The sequence below is a fragment of the Leclercia sp. AS011 genome (assembly GCF_037152535.1).
Taxonomy (GTDB): Bacteria; Pseudomonadota; Gammaproteobacteria; order Enterobacterales; family Enterobacteriaceae; genus Enterobacter.
Window position 1 is genome coordinate 47,202 of sequence record NZ_JBBCMA010000001.1, and the last position, 17,864, is coordinate 65,065.

Consider the following 17,864-nt stretch of genomic DNA (forward strand, 5'->3'; position numbering starts at 1 on the left):
AGGAATCAACATGAATAACAGTGCGCAGACACAACTGAAAATGGGCTACGTCTGGACAATCTGTCTGGTCGCCGCCTGCGGTGGATTACTGTTTGGCTACGACTGGGTGGTGATTGGCGGGGCCAAACCCTTCTATGAAGCCTGGTTCTCGATTACCGACCCGGCGCAGTCCGGCTGGGCGATGAGTTCCGCGCTGGTGGGCTGTATCTTCGGAGCGCTGGTTTCCGGCTGGTGCGCCGACAAGTTTGGCCGCAAATGGCCGCTGATCCTGTCGGCGGTGCTGTTCAGCGCCTCGGCGTGGGGCACGGCGGTGGCGAGCAGCTTTGACATGTTCGTGGTCTATCGCATCGTCGGCGGGGTCGGGATTGGCCTGGCGTCCGCCCTCAGCCCGCTCTATATCGCCGAGGTCAGCCCGGCGGAGAAGCGCGGTCGCTTCGTGGCCATCAACCAGCTGACCATTGTGGTGGGGGTGCTGGCGGCGCAGCTGATTAACCTGATGATTGCCGAGCCGGTGGCACCAGGCGCGACCCAGGAGGCCATCGTCCAGACCTGGAACGGACAAACCGGCTGGCGCTGGATGTTCGGTGCCGAGCTGGTTCCGGCTCTGGCGTTCCTGGTGCTGATGTTCTTTGTTCCGGAATCCCCGCGCTGGCTGATGAAGGCTGGCAAGCCGGAACGTGCCCGTGCCATGCTGGAGCGTATTGGCACCCCGGAGTACGCCAGCCAGACCTTAAAAGAGATCGCCCACACCCTGGAAAAAGACACCCAGAAAGTGGCGTTCTCCACGCTGCTGCAGCCGCAGGTCAAACCGATTGTGATCATTGGCATGGTGCTGGCGATGTTCCAGCAGTGGTGCGGGATCAACGTCATCTTCAACTATGCCCAGGAGATCTTCGCCTCGGCCGGGTTTGATATCAACGACACCCTGAAGTCGATTGTGGCGACCGGGATCATCAACCTGGTCTTTACCCTGGCGGCGCTGCCGCTGGTGGACAAGATTGGCCGCCGCAAGCTGATGCTGTTGGGGGCATCGGGTTTAACTATCATCTACGTGCTGATTGCCAGCGCCTACGCGATGAACATCATGGGCTGGCCGGTTCTGCTGCTGGTGCTGGCGGCGATTGCCATCTATGCCCTGACGCTGGCCCCGGTGACCTGGGTGCTGCTGTCGGAGATCTTCCCTAACCGCGTGCGCGGTCTGGCGATGTCAATGGGGACGCTGGCGCTGTGGATCGCCTGCTTCCTGCTGACCTACACCTTCCCGCTGCTCAATGCCGGGCTCGGGGCGGCGGGCAGCTTCCTGCTCTACGGGGTAATCTGTGCCGCCGGCTATCTCTATATCCTGCGTAAAGTCCCGGAAACCAAAGGCGTGACGCTCGAAGCGCTGGAGGAGCAGCTGGAAAAACAGCACAGCAAAGTGGCCGCGACGGCGGATGCCGGGCGCGTACACTGATGGAGCTGTTGTTGATCGAAAACGCGCATCTGCGGATGCGCGTCAACCCGCAGGGGGGCGGGTTGCAGGAACTCTTCTCCCGCATGCACGGGCAGCCGGTGCTCTGGGATGAGGGGGACAGCGCGCTGTTTCCGATGGTGCCGCTGGCCAACCGGGTGGCCGGCAATCGCTTCAGGTTTCAGGGGCGGGAGGTGGTGCTGCCGCAAAGCCCGGTGGACGAACGCTTCTTTTTGCACGGGGATGGCTGGCAGGCACGCTGGCAGGTGGCATCGCTGACGGATTCGGAGACTGTCCTGACGCTGCGCCGCCAGCATGCGTGCGGTTTTGATTATCAGGCGACGCTGCGTTATCGGCTGCGCGGAAAGGTGCTGCGCGCAGAGCTGATACTCACTCATCTCGGGCCGCAGCCGATGCCGTACGGCCTGGGTTTTCATCCGTGGTTTTACTTTGACGAACGCAGCCGCCTGCAATTCTCCGCCAGCGGCTACTGGCCGGAAGGGGAGCATCATTTACCCGAGGCGTGGCAGAGCCATATCCCGCCCGATATCGATTTCAGTACGGCGCAGCAGGGGAGGGATAGCTGGCTGAATGTGGGTTATTCCGGCTGGAACGGCGTGGCGACCCTCCAGCATGATGTGATGAGTGTCACAATTGCGGCGCAAACTCCGTGGCTGATGCTGTTCAGAATGTCGGGTAAATCATTCTTATGCCTCGAACCGCAGAGCCATCCGGTCAACGCCCACAACATGCCCGGACAGCCTGGGCTGGTGGTTTTACGCCAGGGCGACAGCACCCAATTTGCGATGGATATTGCCGTCGAGAGCACCGCCGGTAGTTGTTAACAAGCGGTTAATACCCGCTTGCGCCAGCCTGTTTTTACCGCCAGACTATCGCCTCCAAAACGGGAGGGATTCATGGTTTTGCATTCCACACGCTGGCTGGCGCTCAGCTACTTCACCTACTTTTTTAGCTACGGTATTTTTCTGCCTTTCTGGAGCGTCTGGCTCAAGGGAATCGGCCTCACCCCGGAGATGATTGGCGTTCTGCTGGGCTCGGGCCTGGTGGCGCGTTTTCTCGGTAGCCTGCTGATTGCGCCGCGCGTCAGCGATCCCTCCCTGTTAATCAAAGCCGTGCGCGTGCTGGCGCTGCTCACTCTGGTGTTTATGGCCGGCTTCTGGGTCAGCCAGCAGTTTGCCTGGCTGGTAGTGGTGATGGTGGGCTTTAACCTCTTCTTCTCGCCGCTGGTGCCGCTGACCGATGCCCTGGCTAACACCTGGCAGAAGCAGATCACCATGGACTATGGTCGGGTGCGGCTGTGGGGTTCGATTGCTTTTGTGATTGGCTCGGCGCTGGTGGGCAAGCTGGTCAGCCTGTACGACTATCGCGCCATTCTGGCTCTGCTGAGCGTCGGGATTATGTCGATGCTGCTCGGGATGCTGCTGCGCCCGTCGGTGATGCCGCAGGGCGAGAGCCGCCAGCAGGAGAGCGCTGGCTGGCCGGCATGGCGCTCTCTGGTGGCCCAGAGCTGGCGTTTCCTCGCCTGCGTCTGCCTGCTCCAGGGCGCTCATGCCGCCTACTATGGCTTCAGCGCCATCTACTGGCAGGGGGCCGGGTATTCGGCTTCGGCCGTCGGCTACCTCTGGTCGCTGGGGGTGGTGGCGGAAGTGATCATCTTTGCCCTCAGCAACCGCCTGTTCCGCCGCTTTACCGCCCGGGATCTGCTCCTGCTCTCTGCCGTCTGCGGTATTGCTCGCTGGGGGATTATGGGCTGGACCACCGAGCTGCCGTGGCTGATTGTCGCGCAGATCCTGCACTGCGGCACCTTTACCGTGTGCCACCTGGCGGCGATGCGCTATATCTCGGCGCGCAAAGGCGGGGATGTGATCCGCCTGCAGGCGGTCTACTCGGCGGTGGCGATGGGGGGAAGTATTGCGATCATGACGGTGTTTGCCGGTTTCCTGTACCAGCATCTCGGCCACGGGGTGTTCTGGGTGATGGCACTGGTGGCGCTGCCTGCGGTCCTGCTGCGTCCGCGTGTAGCAGCGCGCTAAGATTCCAGCATGGCGCGAATGTGTTCCTGCTGCTGCGCATTCAACGCCTCGACGGCGTGGATGAGCGGCGGCGAGAACAGCGGCAGGGCGGTGGTGTAGGGCGTGACCACCAGGGCGGCCTCGCGCGGGGCCCCCTCCTTCTGAAAGACCTGGAGCGTCACATAGCGAATGTTCAGCGGCAGCAGGGTCAACTCCCGCAGCTGCTGTTCAATCAACGCCTCGCAGGCTTTATCCTCCCCGGTCAGTAACACCACCTGCTTTTCATGCAGGTCGCTCTCCTGCATCAGCCAGGCACCAAAGATCACTGCCACCAGGCTCGCCTCCTCCTCGGATAACCGCAGGCCAAACTCCGCCTCCAGTTCGAACAGCACTTCACGGGTGGTGCGCATCAGGCGCGGATAGAGGCGGTGGATCTCTTCGGGCAGGCTGTTGTCGATGCCGATGCCAAACAGCGAGCGGTCCAGGGCCTGGGCCAGATGGATATAGAGCTGGTCGATCAGCCCCTGCTCGTCGCTGAACTGCATCCCGGTTTGCCCATGAAAGCGGGCGATCATGCGGGTGATGGTGCGGCGCAGGCGGTCATCTTCCTGGTGCGCATCGTGAAGGGGATCCGGCGTGCGGAGCATCATAAACAGCAGGGCCAGAAACGGCTGCTCATCGGCGTGAGGCACTTGCGCTACGCGGCGCTGCCAGTGGCGCACAATCTCCTGCGCCATCAGGTATTCGTTGCGCGACTGGGTCCAGTTGCGCTGAACCACCGAAAATTCCGGGCTCAGGCCCAGCTGGTGCTGGAGCAGACAGTACTGCAGATAGAGCTGCAAAAACTGCGTGTCCCGGCATTCAAACTGACGCTGCAGGCGGCGGGAGCAAAAATTAATCAGCGCCCGCAGGTTGGTATCGTCATATAAAGTGCGGGCGATGCCGAGCTGCTTTAGCGCGATTTTCAGAGATGGGGTAAACTGCTGCGCGACAAAGTGAGGGCAGAGGCGTAACGCCCGCCGCAACCAGTGCAGCAGGCACAGGCGTTGGTTCAGGTGGCTACCTTCCAGCAGGTAACAGCCATCATGCTGTGTCGCAATGTCGAGCTGGTGATAGCGCTGGATCTCCATGCGCATCTCGTCGATATCCTGCCGGCAGAGGGCATCATCGACACCATTGATTTCACCGATGCTTTGCAGAGTGGCGCGAAAGCCCGGTACGTACAGCATCAACAGAACCTGGCAGCGGCGCTGCGAACTGGAAAGTGCAGATGGCATTTCGAGAGTCGTCATCATCTGTCGGGTTCCAGTAAGGGTGTTTGATAAGAATAGCTAAAGGATGTACCCCGTAGCACAGGATGCCGGGCTTTCCTTCAGGAATGCGGGTGAACATCACAGAATTTTTGACGTGAGGATGAGATGCAAACAGTGAAACGCAGCGCAGCAGCGCTTTTTTTGGCGGTTTTGTCTTTTGCCGCCGCCGCGCACCCTCACAGCTTTATCACCCTGAAAACGCAGATTATGGTCAAAGACAACCAGCTCACCGGGCTGAAGATGCGTTGGGCGATGGATGAACTGACCTCCGCCGATCTGCTTTACGATGCCGGAAACGCAAAGCCGGGGGATGAGATCTGGAAAAAGCTGGCGGCAGAGGTGATGGCTAACGTGCTCGGCCAGCACTACTTTACCGAGTTCTGGCATAACGGCGAGAAGGTTAAATTTCTCAACCGCCCCACCCAGTACGGTATGACCCGTCAGGATCATCAGGCGGTGCTGACCTTTATCCTGCCGCTGGCGGAGCCGCAGCCGCTGGCCGGGCAGAAATATACCTTCTCCACCTTCGATCCCTCCTACTACGTGGACATGAGCTACGCCGAGGATGACGATGTGTCCCTGCCTGCGGAGCTGCAAAAAAGCTGTTCCGTCAGCGTGGATACCCCGGAGCCCAGCGATGAGACGCTGAACTTTGCCAGTTCGCTGGATAAAGATGATGCGCCGCCGGAGGATATGGATCTCGGGAAACAGTTTGCCCAGACGGTGACCCTGCAATGTCCGTAGTTCGCGCAAGACGCGGGTGGGAGCTCTGGCCGCTGGGGCTGTTCCTGGTGGTCGTGGTGGCTGGGGGGTTCTGGCTCTGGCAGGCGTGGTCGCAGGTGATGCGTCAGAGCATTCTCTGGCAGCGGGACGTCAACCAGCAGATGAGCGGCCTGCTGAAGGCGGTAGCCGATAACCCGACGGCGGCGGGCGGGTCGCTGTTGATATTCAGCTTTTTATACGGCGTACTGCACGCCCTGGGGCCGGGTCACGGCAAGATTGTTATCGCCACCTGGCTTGCCACCCACCCTTCAAAACTGAAATCGAGCATCGGCTTAACCCTGGCCTCCTCGCTATTACAGGGAGGCGTGGCAATTGCGCTGGTGGTAGGGGTGTTAACCCTGCTGCAACTCCCGGCGCGGGATCTGCACATGAGCAGCTTCTGGCTGGAGAAGGGAAGCTATGCCCTGGTGGGCGTGCTGGGGTTGATGCTCTGCTGGCGGGCGCTGAAAAAACTGCGCGTTCTGCTGCGTAAACCGACCTTCAAAGCCTTTACCCCGCATCACGTTCATGACGCCCACTGCGGCTGCGGCCATCAGCATCTGCCGAACCCGACGCAGATCCAGCGCGCGGACGACTGGCGGGCGCGGATGATGATTATCCTGTCGATGGGGATGAGACCCTGTTCCGGGGCGATCATGGTGCTGCTGTTCAGTAAGGTGATCGGCGTGTTTAGCTGGGGCGTGGCCTCGGCGCTGGCGATGGCGGCGGGAACGGGTTTAACCATTTCGTCGCTGGCGCTGCTGGTGCACGGTTTTCGTCAGCTGGCGGTCAGGCTCAGCGGCAATAAAGCGCCGGTGCTGTGGCGACAGATCGGATGGACAACGCTGGCATTAGCCGGTGGGGTGGTGCTGCTGGTAGCGGCGGTGATGATGTGGGTCAGTGCGGTGCCGGCGGGCAGGGGGATGCGGCCGTTTTAATAATATTGCCCGGATTGCTGTGCGCCATCCGGGCAAGACAACCGAAATTAACGCTTCAGCGCTTCACTCAGTTCGTCACGCATGTTCGCCAGCATCGCTTTCACTACACGTGGGTTACCTGCAACGATGTTGCCGGACAGCATGTAGTTGTGACCACCGGTGAAATCACACACCAGCGCACCCGCTTCACGGGCAATCAGCTCGCCAGCCGCGAAGTCCCATGGCTTCAGACCAATTTCAAAGTAACCATCAACGCGGCCAGCGGCAACGTAGGCCAGATCCAGCGCAGCGGAACCGGTGCGGCGGAAGTCAGCGCATTCGGTGAACAGTTTGCCCAGGATTTTCATGTACGCAGGAGCGTGCTGTTTGGCTTTGAACGGGAAGCCGGTCGCCAGGATGGTGCCGTCGAGATCGCGAGCGTTGGTGCCGCGCAGACGGTAGCCGTTCAGCTGTGCGCCCTGACCACGGGTTGCAGTGAAGAGTTCGTTGCGCATTGGGTCATAAACAACGGCGACTTCAGTACGGCCTTTGATGCGTACGGCGATAGAAACAGAGAAGTGTGGCAGACGTTTAACGAAGTTGGTGGTGCCATCCAGAGGATCGATAACCCATTGAACATCCTGATCTTCGCCTGCATGCTCACCGCTTTCTTCGGTGATGATGGTGTGCTGCGGGTAAGATTTGCGAATGGTTTCGATAATCATCGCTTCTGCGGCTTTATCGACGTTAGTCACAAAGTCATTGCTGCCTTTCTGGCTGGTTTCTACGGAATCTGGGGTCTCGTAGTGTTTGGCAATTACATTACCCGCCTTGCGCGCTGCGCGCACGGCGATGGTCAACATAGGATGTTGCATCGGTTACTCTCACTGGATGTTAAAGAACGGGGGATACGAAAACGGCGCAGAGTATACCAGCGGGATCGGAATATGTCTTCCGTTTATGATAACATCACCGAATATTCTCCAGACTCAGAAAAATTATGCTGCAAAATATCCGAATCGTGCTGGTCGAAACATCGCATACCGGCAATATGGGCTCCGTGGCCCGCGCTATGAAAACCATGGGCTTAACCAATCTCTGGCTGGTTAACCCGCTGGTGAAACCCGACTCCCAGGCCATCGCCCTCGCCGCAGGTGCCAGCGACGTGATTGGCAACGCGCAGATCGTCGATACCCTGGATGAAGCCTTAGCGGGCTGTAGCCTGGTGGTGGGCACCAGCGCGCGTTCACGCACCCTGCCGTGGCCGATGCTCGATCCGCGTGAGTGCGGGCTGAAAAGCATTTCCGAAGGTCAGCATGCGCCGGTGGCGCTGGTGTTTGGCCGTGAGCGCGTGGGGCTGACCAACGATGAGCTGCAGAAGTGTCATTATCACGTCGCCATTGCCGCCAACCCGGAATACAGCTCGCTGAACCTGGCGATGGCCGTGCAGGTGATTGCCTATGAAGTGCGGATGGCATGGCTGGCAACGCAGGATAAACCGGTAGAGCCGAAAGAAGAGGCCGCCTACCCGCTAGTGGACGACCTTGAGCGCTTCTACGGTCACCTGGAGCAGACGCTGCTCTCAACCGGCTTTATCCGTGAAGGCCACCCGGGGCAGGTGATGAACAAGCTGCGTCGTATGTTCACCCGCGCCCGCCCGGAAAGTCAGGAGTTGAACATCCTGCGCGGGATCCTTGCGTCGATTGAGCAGAAGAATAAAGAGTCGCGGTAACGCCCGGCGGCGCTGCGCTTGCACGGGCCTACGGACCTGTAGGCCGGGTAAGCGAAGCGCCACCCGGCAAAACCGCTGAACGCACAGAAGGTTAAATACCTGACTAAAACAGTCAAGTAAATAGTTGACCAAATTAGTCGGGAATGTCAGACTTGGCCCTGCTATGCAATACCCCCACTTTACAATAAAAATCCCCGGGCAGGGGCGAGTTTGAGGTTAAGTAAGACATGAGACTGACATCTAAAGGGCGTTATGCCGTGACCGCGATGCTGGACGTTGCGCTCAACTCCGAAGCGGGCCCGGTTCCATTGGCTGATATTTCTGAACGTCAGGGAATCTCCCTCTCTTATCTGGAACAGCTTTTCTCCCGACTGCGTAAAAATGGCCTGGTTTCCAGCGTCCGTGGTCCTGGTGGTGGATATCTGTTAGGTAAAGACGCGGGCAGTATTGCCGTTGGCGAAGTCATCAGCGCAGTTGACGAATCCGTCGACGCGACCCGTTGCCAGGGTAAAGGCGGCTGTCAGGGCGGCGATAAATGCCTGACTCACGCGCTGTGGCGCGATCTGAGCGACCGTCTGACCGGCTTCCTAAATAACATCACCATTGGTGAACTGGTGAACAACCAGGAAGTGCTGGACGTCTCTGGTCGTCAGCACTCGCACGAGTCCCATCGTAATACCCGCACGCAAGACGCTATCGACGTTAAACTGCGCGCGTAATAAAAACGAAAAGTATTTTAGAATCAGGCTGGGGCGCTCACGCGCCTCGATGATCCGGTTGTACATCGGCCTGTCGCCTGGTTCCTTGCATTGAAGCGATGTACGGAGTCTATAGAGCAATGAAATTACCTATCTATCTCGATTACTCCGCAACCACGCCGGTGGACCCGCGTGTTGCCGAGAAAATGATGCAGTGTCTGACCCTGGACGGAAACTTCGGTAACCCGGCTTCCCGCTCACACCGTTTTGGCTGGCATGCTGAAGAGGCGGTTGATATCGCCCGTAATCAGATTGCCGAGCTGGTTGGCGCTGACCCGCGTGAGATTGTTTTCACCTCAGGCGCGACCGAATCCGATAACCTGGCGATCAAAGGTGCGGCCAATTTCTATCAGAAAAAAGGCAAGCACATCATCACCAGCAAAACCGAACACAAAGCCGTGCTGGACACCTGTCGTCAGCTGGAGCGTGAAGGGTTTGAAGTGACCTACCTCGCACCGCAGCGCAACGGTATCATCGACCTGAAAGAGCTCGAAGCGGCCATGCGTGATGACACCATTCTGGTCTCCATCATGCACGTGAACAACGAAATCGGCGTGGTACAGGATATCGCCACTATCGGCGAACTGTGCCGTGCACGCGGTATCATCTACCACGTAGATGCGACCCAGAGCGTGGGCAAACTGCCTATCGACCTGAGCCAGCTGAAAGTGGACCTGATGTCCTTCTCCGGCCACAAAATCTATGGCCCGAAAGGCATTGGTGCGCTGTACGTGCGTCGTAAGCCACGTATCCGTATCGAATCCCAGATGCACGGCGGCGGTCACGAGCGCGGTATGCGTTCCGGTACCCTGCCTGTTCACCAGATCGTGGGTATGGGTGAAGCCTACCGTATCGCCAAAGAAGAGATGGAAACCGAGATGGCGCGCCTGCGTACGCTGCGCAACCGTCTGTGGGAAGGCGTGAAGGATATGGAAGAAGTCTACCTGAACGGCGATCTCGAGCAGGGCGCACCGAACATCCTCAACGTCAGCTTCAACTATGTTGAAGGCGAGTCGCTGATCATGGCCCTGAAAGACCTGGCGGTCTCTTCCGGTTCTGCCTGTACGTCCGCAAGCCTGGAGCCATCCTACGTCCTGCGCGCGCTGGGTATGACCGACGAACTGGCACACAGCTCTATCCGTTTCTCTTTAGGTCGTTTCACTACCGATGAAGAGATTGACTACACCATCAAACTGGTTCGCAACGCCATTGGCCGTCTGCGTGAGCTTTCTCCACTGTGGGAAATGTTCAAAGAAGGCGTGGATCTGAACAGCATTGAATGGTCACATCACTAATCGGTTTGTAAGGAGAATTCAACATGGCATACAGCGAAAAAGTTATCGATCATTACGAGAATCCACGTAACGTGGGCTCCTTCGACAACAGTGATGACAGCGTGGGCAGCGGCATGGTGGGTGCACCGGCCTGTGGCGACGTGATGAAGTTGCAGATTAAAGTCAACAATGAAGGTATCATTGAAGACGCGCGCTTCAAGACCTACGGTTGCGGTTCCGCAATCGCCTCCAGCTCCCTGGTCACCGAGTGGGTGAAGGGTAAATCTCTGGACGAAGCGCAGGCGATCAAAAATACCGATATCGCTGATGAACTTGAACTGCCGCCGGTGAAAATTCACTGCTCTATCCTGGCGGAAGATGCGATTAAAGCCGCAATTGCGGATTACAAAAGCAAACGTGAAGCAAAATAATTAGTTGAGGTTGTTATGTCGATTACCCTTAGCGACAGCGCTGCCGCGCGAGTAAGCTCTTTCCTGGCAAACCGTGGCAAAGGCTTTGGCCTGCGACTGGGTGTACGCACCTCCGGCTGTTCCGGTATGGCGTATGTACTGGAATTTGTTGACGAACCTGCGGCGGAAGATACCGTGTTCGAAGACAAAGGCGTGAAGGTGGTGGTCGATGGTAAAAGCCTGCAGTTCCTGAACGGCACTCAGCTGGACTTTGTAAAAGAAGGCCTCAACGAAGGGTTTAAGTTTACTAACCCGAACGTTAAAGACGAGTGCGGCTGCGGCGAAAGCTTCCACGTTTAATTGCGTATCACCTGCTAACCCCACCGCAGCCAGGCTGTGTGTGGGGTTTGTTTTAATCAGCTAACCCTGAGATTGTTATGGATTACTTCACCCTCTTTGGATTACCAGCCGGGTATGAAATTGATACTCAGGCGCTGGCAGCCCGTTTCCAGGATCTGCAACGTCAGTACCATCCGGATAAGTTCGCCAGCGGCACCCAGGCGGAACAGCTGGCGGCGGTGCAGCACTCTGCGACCATCAATCAGGCGTGGCAAACCCTGCGCAACCCGCTGAGCCGGGCAGAATATCTGCTTTCGCGCCACGGGTTTGATCTCTCCAGTGAGCAACACACCGTCCGCGACACCGCCTTCCTGATGGAACAGCTGGAGCTGCGTGAAGAGCTGGATGAGATCGAACAGGCCAAAGACGAAGCCCGTCTTGAGCGCTTTATTCAGCGCGTTAAAGGGATGTTCGATACCCGCCATCAGCAGATGGTTGACCAATTGAATAACGAGACGTGGGATGTAGCGGCGGACAGCGTTCGCAAGCTGCGTTTTCTCGATAAACTGCGAAGCAGTGCTGAACAACTCGAAGAAAAGCTGCTCGATTTTTAATTTCGGAAGCAATTATGGCCTTATTACAAATTAGTGAGCCGGGCTTAAGTGCCGCACCGCACCAGCGTCGTCTGGCGGTGGGCATCGACTTAGGCACCACCAACTCGCTGGTGGCGACCGTGCGCAGCGGCCAGGCTGAGACGCTGGCGGATGCGCAGGGTCAACACCTGCTGCCGTCTGTGGTCCACTATCAGCCCCAGGGCCACAGCGTGGGCTACGACGCCCGCGCCAACGCGGCCCAGGATCCGGCCAACACCATCAGCTCGGTAAAACGCATGATGGGCCGTTCGCTGGCCGACATCCAGAATCGTTACCCGCATCTGCCGTATCAGCTGCAGGCCAGTGAAAACGGTCTGCCAATGATCGCCACTGCCGCGGGGTTACTGAACCCGATCCGCGTCTCTGCCGATATCCTGAAGGCGCTGGCCGCCCGCGCAACCGCGACGCTGGAAGGCGAACTCGATGGCGTGGTGATCACCGTTCCGGCCTATTTCGATGACGCCCAGCGTCAGGGCACTAAAGACGCCGCGCGTCTGGCGGGCCTGCACGTGCTGCGTCTGCTCAACGAGCCGACCGCTGCCGCCATTGCCTACGGCCTCGACTCCGGTCAGGAAGGGGTGATTGCGGTCTTCGATCTCGGCGGCGGCACCTTTGATATCTCGATCCTGCGCTTAAGCCGCGGGGTGTTTGAAGTGCTGGCGACCGGCGGGGATTCCGCGCTGGGCGGCGATGACTTCGACCATCTGCTGGCGGATCACATCCGCGAGCAGGCGGGCCTCAGCGATCGTAGCGATGCCCGCGTTCAGCGTGAACTGCTGGATGCGGCCATCGACGCCAAAATTGCCCTGAGTGATGCGCAATCTGTCACCGTGAATGTGGCGGGCTGGCAGGGTGACATCACCCGCGACCAGTTCAACGATCTGATCGCACCGCTGGTTAAGCGTACCCTGCTGGCCTGCCGTCGCGCATTGAAAGATGCCGGCGTTGAGGCCAGCGAGGTGCTGGAAGTGGTCATGGTTGGCGGCTCTACCCGCGTGCCGCTGGTGCGCGAGCGCGTGGGCGAGTTCTTTGGCCGCACGCCGCTAACCGCTATCGACCCGGACAAAGTGGTTGCCGTGGGCGCCGCGATCCAGGCCGATGTTCTGGTTGGTAACAAGCCGGACAGCGAAATGCTGCTGCTGGACGTCATCCCGCTGTCCCTCGGTTTAGAGACCATGGGTGGCCTGGTTGAGAAGGTGATCCCGCGTAACACCACCATTCCGGTGGCGCGCGCGCAGGAGTTCACCACCTTCAAAGACGGCCAGACCGCGATGTCGATCCACGTCCTGCAGGGCGAGCGCGAGCTGGTGCAGGACTGCCGCTCGCTGGCGCGTTTCGCGCTGCGCGGCATCCCGGCGCTGCCTGCGGGCGGGGCGCATATTCGCGTCACCTTCCAGGTGGATGCTGACGGCCTGCTGAGCGTCACGGCGATGGAAAAATCGACCGGTGTCGAATCCTCCATTCAGGTGAAACCGTCCTACGGTCTGACCGATAATGAGATCGCCACCATGATTCAGGACTCAATGAGTTTTGCTGAGCAGGATGTGAAGGCGCGTATGCTGGCTGAACAGAAAGTCGAAGCCGCACGCGTGCTGGAAAGCCTGAACAGCGCACTCACTGCTGATGCCGCGCTGCTAAGCGCCGCTGAACGTCAGGCCATTGACGACGCCGTCGCGCAACTGAGCGCGGTAGCGGAAGGCAATGACGCTGACGCCATAGAACAAGCCATTAAAAACGTTGATAAACAAACCCAGGAGTTCGCCGCTCGCCGTATGGATCAGTCTGTCCGTACCGCGCTGAAAGGTCACTCCGTGGACGAGGTTTAATATGCCAAAGATTGTTATTTTGCCTCATGCGGACCTCTGTCCGGATGGCGCAGTTCTGGAAGCGAAGACCGGTGAGACCATTCTCGATGTTGCCCTGCGTGCAGGTATCGAAGTGGAACACGCCTGTGAAAAATCCTGTGCCTGTACCACCTGCCACTGCGTCGTGCGTGAAGGTTTTGACTCTCTCGCCGAGAGCACCGAAGACGAAGACGACATGCTGGATAAAGCATGGGGTCTGGAGCCCGACAGCCGCTTAAGCTGCCAGGCGCTGGTGACCGATGAAGATCTGGTCGTGGAGTTCCCACGCTACACCATCAACCACGCACGCGAGCATTGATATGGGACTGAAGTGGACAGACAGCCGTGAAATCGGCGAAGCGCTCTACGACGCCAACCCGGATCTCGATCCGAAGACCGTACGTTTCACCGATATGCATCAGTGGATCTGCGATCTGGAGGATTTCGACGACGATCCAAACGCATCCAACGAAAAAATTCTGGAGGCGATTCTGTTAGTCTGGTTAGATGAAGCAGAATAAATAACATAACGGGCTGCCTTCTGGCGGCCCGTTTGCTAGTTGCTAATAAGGAAAAATAAAATGACCGAAGCGATGAAGATTACGCTCTCGAACCAGCCTGCTGACGCGCGCTGGGGCGAGAAAGCCACCTGGAGCATTAACCACGACGGCATTACCCTGCACCTGAACGGCAGCGACGATTTAGGCCTGATCCAGCGCGCCGCGCGCAAAATTGACGGCCTCGGCATTAAACATGTGTCTCTGGAAGGCGAAGGCTGGGACACCGACCGCAGCTGGGCCTTCTGGGCAGGTTACAAAGGGCCGAAAGGCACCCGCAAGATTGAGTGGGCGAACCTGGATGAAGCGGGTCAGAAAGAGCTGGAAAGCCGCCTGAAGATTATCGACTGGGTGCGCGACACCATCAACGCTCCGGCGGAAGAGTTAGGGCCAGAGCAGCTGGCGCAGCGCGCGGTGGATCTGCTGTGCGGCGTGGCGGGCGAGAAGATGTCCTATCGCATTACCAAAGGCGAAGATCTGCGCGAGCAGAATTACATGGGCATCCACACCGTCGGCCGCGGCTCCGAGCGTCCTCCGGTCCTGCTGGCGCTGGATTACAACCCAACCGGCGATAAAGCCGCCCCGGTATTCGCCTGCCTGGTCGGGAAGGGCATTACCTTCGACACCGGCGGCTACAGCCTGAAGCAGAGCGCGTTCATGGACTCCATGAAGTCCGACATGGGCGGTGCGGCCACCATTACCGGCGCACTGGCCTTTGCCATCACCCGCGGCCTGAACAAGCGCGTGAAGCTGTACCTGTGCTGCGCGGACAACATGGTGAGCGGTAACGCCTTCAAGCTGGGCGACATCATTCGCTACCGCAACGGCAAGAACGTCGAAGTGATGAACACCGACGCTGAAGGCCGTCTGGTACTGGCCGATGGCCTGATCGACGCCTCTGCCCAGAAGCCAGAGCTGATCATCGACATGGCGACCCTGACCGGGGCGGCGAAAACCGCGCTGGGCAACGACTACCACGCGCTGTTCAGCTTCGACGACAAGCTGGCCGCCCGCCTGCTGGCAAGCGCTGCTGCCGAGAACGAGCCGTTCTGGCGTCTGCCGCTGGCCGAGTTCCACCGCAGCCAGCTGCCGTCTAACTTTGCCGAGCTGAACAACACCGCAAGTGCGGCGTACCCGGCGGGCGCAAGCACCGCAGCAGGCTTCCTGTCTCACTTTGTTGAGAACTACCACGAGGGCTGGCTGCACGTCGACTGCTCCGCAACCTACCGTAAAGCGGCGGTTGAGCAGTGGTCCGCGGGCGCGACCGGTCTGGGCGTGCGTACTATTGCGAACCTGTTGACCGCAGAGTAATTGACTTGCCCGGCGGCGCTACGCTTGCCGGGCCTACGGGTTTTGTAGGCCGGGTAAGCGCAGCGCCACCCGGCATTTTTGAAGTAGTGAGTCTATGCCAGAAACCAAAAACGAATTAGAAACCCTGCTGGAGAAAGCGGCCACCGAGCCCGCCCACCGTCCGGCATTTTTCCGCACCCTGCTGGAGTCCACCGTCTGGGTGCCCGGCACCGCTGCGGAAGGTGAGCAGGTTGTTGAGGACAGTGCGCTGGATCTGCTGCACTGGGAAAAGGATGACGGTACCTCGGTGATCCCGTTCTTCTCCTCGCTGGAAGCCTTACAGGAAGCGGTGGAAGATGAGCAGGCGTTCGTGGTGATGCCGGTGCGCACCCTGTTTGAGATGACGCTGGGCGAAACCCTGTTTCTGAACGCCAAACTGCCGACCGGAAAAGAGTTCACCCCGCGCGAAATCAGCCATCTGATTGGCGAGGAGGGGAACCCGCTCAGCACCCAGGAGGTGCTGGAGGGCGGTGAGTCGCTGCTGCTGTCGGAAGTGGCTGAGCCACCGGCGCAGATGATCGACTCCCTGACCACGCTTTTCCAGACCATCAAACCGGTGAAACGGGCGTTTCTCTGCTCGATCAAAGAGCAGGCTGACGAACAGCCGGTACTGCTGATTGGCATTGAGGCGGATGGTGAGATCGACGACATCATTCAGGCCGCGGGCAGCGTGGCGACCGACACCCTGCCGGGTGACGAGCCGATTGATATCTGCCGGGTTGTGAAAGGTGAGAAGGGCATCAGCCACTTTATCACCGAACACATCACGCCGTTCTATGAGCGTCGCTGGGGTGGCTTCCTGCGCGATTTCAAAAATAACCGTATTATCTGAGCCCTTGCGGGGTGAGCATTCACCCCGTTGCTTCCAGCAGCAGCAAATCCATCAGCAGCACCAGATTCGACTCAAACGACGTCACCCCTGCGGCCTCGGCAGCGAAATGCACCGCTTCGTCGTACAGGGCAAAATGCAGATCCGCCATCCCTGCCAGGCTATTCGCCGACGCCCGGGTAAAGGCCACCACCGTCATTCCCACATTTTGCGCGATCCGCGCCTTATCCAGCACCTGCTCCGTTTCCCCGCTGCGCGAGACCGCGATGAACACCTGATAGCGCGAGGCGTTGCTGAGAAAGATGTTGCGGCTGTCCCCGGGGCCGGAGATAAAGGCCGTCTTGCCCAGCACCTGTAGCTTCTTGGTGAGGTACTCGGCGAACAGATAGGAGAAGCCCGCGCCGTAGAGGAAGAAGCTCTCCTTGTCGCGCAGCAGTTCGGCAAACCGGCGGCGTTTCTCCGCCGTGGCCCACTGAAAAGTCTGCTGATAATTGGCAATAAACTGATTAAACAGCGCGGGTAATTCATCGGGCTGCCGGGTTTCGGCGGCGATATGCGGGGTATCGCTCAACAGCTGCTTGCAGTGCCAGATGAACTCGCTAAAGCCGCTGAACCCCAGCTTGCGGCACAGGCGCATAATGGTGGCGGTAGAGACAAAGGTCGCCTGCGCCAGCTCCCGCACCCGAATGTGGCCCACCAGCAGCGGATGCTCGGTGAGGTGGGCCAGCACGCGATACTCTGCGCGGGTCAGAGACTCCCCGCGCGTTAATAGCGTCGCCAGACGGTTATCCATTATGGGGTCGGTTCAACCGGCAGATCGTCCCGGGCACCCCATTCACTCCACGCCCCGTCGTACAGCGTGACGTCGGTTTTGCCGAGGGTCGCCAGCGCCAGAATGACGACGCAGGCGGTAACGCCGGAGCCGCAGCTGGCGACGATGGGCTGATGCAGATCCACCCCCTGACGAGAGAAAATCTCCCGCAGCTCATCGGTGGTTTTCAGTTCCCCCTCAAACACCAGATCGCCCCAGGGCACGTTACGCGCGCCGGGAATATGGCCGCGCTTAAGACCCGGGCGCGGCTCGTCGGCTTCGGCGTTAAAGCGCGGGGCAGGGCGGGCATCGACAATCTGCGCCGTCTGCTCGTGGCTTATCAGCAGCACGTCGGTGATGCGCTTGACCGCTCCGGCATCAAAGGTGGCGTCGAAATCGCCGTCCGGCAGGGAGACATCGCCCTGCTGGAGCGGCAATTCAGCCCGCTGCCATCCGGCAAGACCGCCTGCCAGAATCGACACCTTCTCCACGCCAAAGGTTTTCAACATCCACCACGCCCGCGGGGCGGAGAAGAGGTTCCCTTCATCGTAAATCACCAGATGCTTGTCACTGCTGATGCCCAGCTCGCGCATCGCCACGGCAAAGGCTTCCGGGCGCGGCATCATGTGCGGCAGGGGAGAGTTGTGATCGGAGAGGGCTTCGATATCAAAAAATACCGCCCCCGGCAGATGCCCGGCGCGGTATTCCGCGGGAACGTCACGATGCTCCTGGCCTGGCGGCGCCATGCGCGCATCGAGGATCTGGACTTCAGGGTCTTCACTGTGCTCAATCAGCCACTCGGCTGCGACAAAATATGAGGTGGACATGGGTG

20 protein-coding genes are annotated in these 17,864 nt (G+C 59.2%); 16 read left to right on the forward strand and 4 right to left on the reverse strand.

What is annotated here, in order from left to right:
• The first annotated feature begins 10 nt into the window (after positions 1 to 10).
• The 3 genes from WFO70_RS00225 to WFO70_RS00235 all read left to right on the forward strand — a co-directional run bounded on the left by WFO70_RS00225 (position 11) and on the right by WFO70_RS00235 (position 3,504).
• Positions 11 to 1,453 carry a sugar porter family MFS transporter gene (locus WFO70_RS00225; RefSeq protein ID WP_337013936.1) on the forward strand — a complete coding sequence of 481 codons (1,443 nt, stop codon included), beginning with the start codon at positions 11 to 13 and terminating at the stop codon, positions 1,451 to 1,453.
• Positions 1,450 to 2,295, forward strand: coding sequence for an aldose 1-epimerase (locus tag WFO70_RS00230; protein WP_337016539.1), 846 nt, complete (start codon positions 1,450 to 1,452; stop codon positions 2,293 to 2,295). The genes WFO70_RS00225 and WFO70_RS00230 overlap by 4 nt, the downstream gene beginning before the upstream one ends.
• Positions 2,296 to 2,367: 72 nt before the next feature.
• On the forward strand, positions 2,368 to 3,504 hold the full coding sequence (locus WFO70_RS00235; RefSeq protein ID WP_337013938.1) for a 3-phenylpropionate MFS transporter: 1,137 nt from the start codon (positions 2,368 to 2,370) through the stop codon (positions 3,502 to 3,504).
• Here the strand turns inward: WFO70_RS00235 and csiE are convergent.
• Positions 3,501 to 4,778, reverse strand: coding sequence for a stationary phase inducible protein CsiE (gene csiE / locus WFO70_RS00240; protein ID WP_337013940.1), 1,278 nt, complete (start codon positions 4,776 to 4,778; stop codon positions 3,501 to 3,503). The two genes, WFO70_RS00235 and csiE, sit on opposite strands and share 4 nt — an antisense overlap.
• Positions 4,779 to 4,901: 123 nt before the next feature.
• Between csiE and WFO70_RS00245 the strand changes: the two genes are divergently transcribed.
• Positions 4,902 to 5,540: a DUF1007 family protein gene (locus tag WFO70_RS00245; RefSeq protein ID WP_337013942.1), complete on the forward strand. Its 639-nt coding sequence runs from the start codon at positions 4,902 to 4,904 to the stop codon at positions 5,538 to 5,540.
• The gene (locus WFO70_RS00250) at positions 5,531 to 6,496 is read left to right on the forward strand and encodes a nickel/cobalt transporter (RefSeq protein ID WP_337013944.1); all 966 of its coding nucleotides are present in this window, start codon (positions 5,531 to 5,533) and stop codon (positions 6,494 to 6,496) included. Before WFO70_RS00245 ends, WFO70_RS00250 begins: the two co-directional genes overlap by 10 nt.
• 47 nt (positions 6,497 to 6,543) lie before the next feature.
• On the opposite strand, the gene suhB is transcribed toward WFO70_RS00250, so the two are convergent.
• A complete protein-coding gene (gene suhB / locus WFO70_RS00255) occupies positions 6,544 to 7,350 on the reverse strand; it encodes an inositol-1-monophosphatase (protein WP_138369752.1) in 807 nt (268 codons plus the stop codon).
• A gap of 125 nt (positions 7,351 to 7,475) precedes the next feature.
• Between suhB and trmJ the strand changes: the two genes are divergently transcribed.
• The 11 genes from trmJ to sseB all read left to right on the forward strand — a co-directional run bounded on the left by trmJ (position 7,476) and on the right by sseB (position 16,224).
• On the forward strand, positions 7,476 to 8,207 hold the full coding sequence (trmJ, locus tag WFO70_RS00260) for a tRNA (cytosine(32)/uridine(32)-2'-O)-methyltransferase TrmJ (protein WP_337013946.1): 732 nt from the start codon (positions 7,476 to 7,478) through the stop codon (positions 8,205 to 8,207).
• A gap of 227 nt (positions 8,208 to 8,434) precedes the next feature.
• A complete protein-coding gene (gene iscR, locus WFO70_RS00265; protein WP_337013947.1) occupies positions 8,435 to 8,926 on the forward strand; it encodes a Fe-S cluster assembly transcriptional regulator IscR in 492 nt (163 codons plus the stop codon).
• A gap of 119 nt (positions 8,927 to 9,045) precedes the next feature.
• Positions 9,046 to 10,260: an IscS subfamily cysteine desulfurase gene (locus WFO70_RS00270; RefSeq protein WP_337013948.1), complete on the forward strand. Its 1,215-nt coding sequence runs from the start codon at positions 9,046 to 9,048 to the stop codon at positions 10,258 to 10,260.
• Between the two features lie 23 nt (positions 10,261 to 10,283).
• On the forward strand, positions 10,284 to 10,670 hold the full coding sequence (gene iscU, locus WFO70_RS00275) for a Fe-S cluster assembly scaffold IscU (protein WP_004866383.1): 387 nt from the start codon (positions 10,284 to 10,286) through the stop codon (positions 10,668 to 10,670).
• 15 nt (positions 10,671 to 10,685) lie between these two features.
• Positions 10,686 to 11,009 carry an iron-sulfur cluster assembly protein IscA gene (gene iscA / locus WFO70_RS00280; RefSeq protein WP_039029731.1) on the forward strand — a complete coding sequence of 108 codons (324 nt, stop codon included), beginning with the start codon at positions 10,686 to 10,688 and terminating at the stop codon, positions 11,007 to 11,009.
• Positions 11,010 to 11,086: 77 nt separating this feature from the next.
• Positions 11,087 to 11,602: a co-chaperone HscB gene (gene hscB, locus WFO70_RS00285; protein ID WP_333854954.1), complete on the forward strand. Its 516-nt coding sequence runs from the start codon at positions 11,087 to 11,089 to the stop codon at positions 11,600 to 11,602.
• Between the two features lie 14 nt (positions 11,603 to 11,616).
• Positions 11,617 to 13,467, forward strand: a complete 1,851-nt coding sequence (gene hscA / locus WFO70_RS00290; RefSeq protein ID WP_337013952.1) for a Fe-S protein assembly chaperone HscA — start codon at positions 11,617 to 11,619, stop codon at positions 13,465 to 13,467.
• Between the two features lies 1 nt (position 13,468).
• Positions 13,469 to 13,804, forward strand: coding sequence for an ISC system 2Fe-2S type ferredoxin (gene fdx / locus WFO70_RS00295; RefSeq protein ID WP_119937458.1), 336 nt, complete (start codon positions 13,469 to 13,471; stop codon positions 13,802 to 13,804).
• Position 13,805: 1 nt separating this feature from the next.
• Positions 13,806 to 14,006, forward strand: coding sequence for a Fe-S cluster assembly protein IscX (gene iscX, locus WFO70_RS00300; protein WP_003860650.1), 201 nt, complete (start codon positions 13,806 to 13,808; stop codon positions 14,004 to 14,006).
• 60 nt (positions 14,007 to 14,066) lie between these two features.
• Entirely contained in the window at positions 14,067 to 15,353 is a 1,287-nt protein-coding gene (pepB, locus tag WFO70_RS00305) for an aminopeptidase PepB (RefSeq protein WP_337013955.1), read from the forward strand.
• Between the two features lie 94 nt (positions 15,354 to 15,447).
• Entirely contained in the window at positions 15,448 to 16,224 is a 777-nt protein-coding gene (gene sseB, locus WFO70_RS00310; protein WP_337013957.1) for an enhanced serine sensitivity protein SseB, read from the forward strand.
• 19 nt (positions 16,225 to 16,243) lie between these two features.
• On the opposite strand, the gene WFO70_RS00315 is transcribed toward sseB, so the two are convergent.
• A complete protein-coding gene (locus WFO70_RS00315; RefSeq protein WP_337013958.1) occupies positions 16,244 to 17,014 on the reverse strand; it encodes a MurR/RpiR family transcriptional regulator in 771 nt (256 codons plus the stop codon).
• Positions 17,014 to 17,859: a 3-mercaptopyruvate sulfurtransferase gene (sseA, locus tag WFO70_RS00320; protein ID WP_337013960.1), complete on the reverse strand. Its 846-nt coding sequence runs from the start codon at positions 17,857 to 17,859 to the stop codon at positions 17,014 to 17,016. Before sseA ends, WFO70_RS00315 begins: the two co-directional genes overlap by 1 nt.
• Between the last annotated feature and the right edge of the window lie 5 nt (positions 17,860 to 17,864).

Coding starts and splice junctions, on each gene's coding strand:
- hscA (WP_337013952.1), top strand. CDS start 11,617: ATGGCCTTATTACAAATTAGTGAGCCGGGCTTAAGTGCCGCACCGCAC.
- sseA (WP_337013960.1), bottom strand. CDS start 17,859: ATGTCCACCTCATATTTTGTCGCAGCCGAGTGGCTGATTGAGCACAGT.
- WFO70_RS00235 (WP_337013938.1), top strand. CDS start 2,368: ATGGTTTTGCATTCCACACGCTGGCTGGCGCTCAGCTACTTCACCTAC.
- WFO70_RS00315 (WP_337013958.1), bottom strand. CDS start 17,014: ATGGATAACCGTCTGGCGACGCTATTAACGCGCGGGGAGTCTCTGACC.
- WFO70_RS00225 (WP_337013936.1), top strand. CDS start 11: ATGAATAACAGTGCGCAGACACAACTGAAAATGGGCTACGTCTGGACA.
- iscR (WP_337013947.1), top strand. CDS start 8,435: ATGAGACTGACATCTAAAGGGCGTTATGCCGTGACCGCGATGCTGGAC.
- WFO70_RS00250 (WP_337013944.1), top strand. CDS start 5,531: ATGTCCGTAGTTCGCGCAAGACGCGGGTGGGAGCTCTGGCCGCTGGGG.
- iscX (WP_003860650.1), top strand. CDS start 13,806: ATGGGACTGAAGTGGACAGACAGCCGTGAAATCGGCGAAGCGCTCTAC.
- sseB (WP_337013957.1), top strand. CDS start 15,448: ATGCCAGAAACCAAAAACGAATTAGAAACCCTGCTGGAGAAAGCGGCC.
- WFO70_RS00270 (WP_337013948.1), top strand. CDS start 9,046: ATGAAATTACCTATCTATCTCGATTACTCCGCAACCACGCCGGTGGAC.
- csiE (WP_337013940.1), bottom strand. CDS start 4,778: ATGATGACGACTCTCGAAATGCCATCTGCACTTTCCAGTTCGCAGCGC.
- iscU (WP_004866383.1), top strand. CDS start 10,284: ATGGCATACAGCGAAAAAGTTATCGATCATTACGAGAATCCACGTAAC.
- suhB (WP_138369752.1), bottom strand. CDS start 7,350: ATGCAACATCCTATGTTGACCATCGCCGTGCGCGCAGCGCGCAAGGCG.
- trmJ (WP_337013946.1), top strand. CDS start 7,476: ATGCTGCAAAATATCCGAATCGTGCTGGTCGAAACATCGCATACCGGC.
- pepB (WP_337013955.1), top strand. CDS start 14,067: ATGACCGAAGCGATGAAGATTACGCTCTCGAACCAGCCTGCTGACGCG.
- fdx (WP_119937458.1), top strand. CDS start 13,469: ATGCCAAAGATTGTTATTTTGCCTCATGCGGACCTCTGTCCGGATGGC.
- WFO70_RS00245 (WP_337013942.1), top strand. CDS start 4,902: ATGCAAACAGTGAAACGCAGCGCAGCAGCGCTTTTTTTGGCGGTTTTG.
- iscA (WP_039029731.1), top strand. CDS start 10,686: ATGTCGATTACCCTTAGCGACAGCGCTGCCGCGCGAGTAAGCTCTTTC.
- hscB (WP_333854954.1), top strand. CDS start 11,087: ATGGATTACTTCACCCTCTTTGGATTACCAGCCGGGTATGAAATTGAT.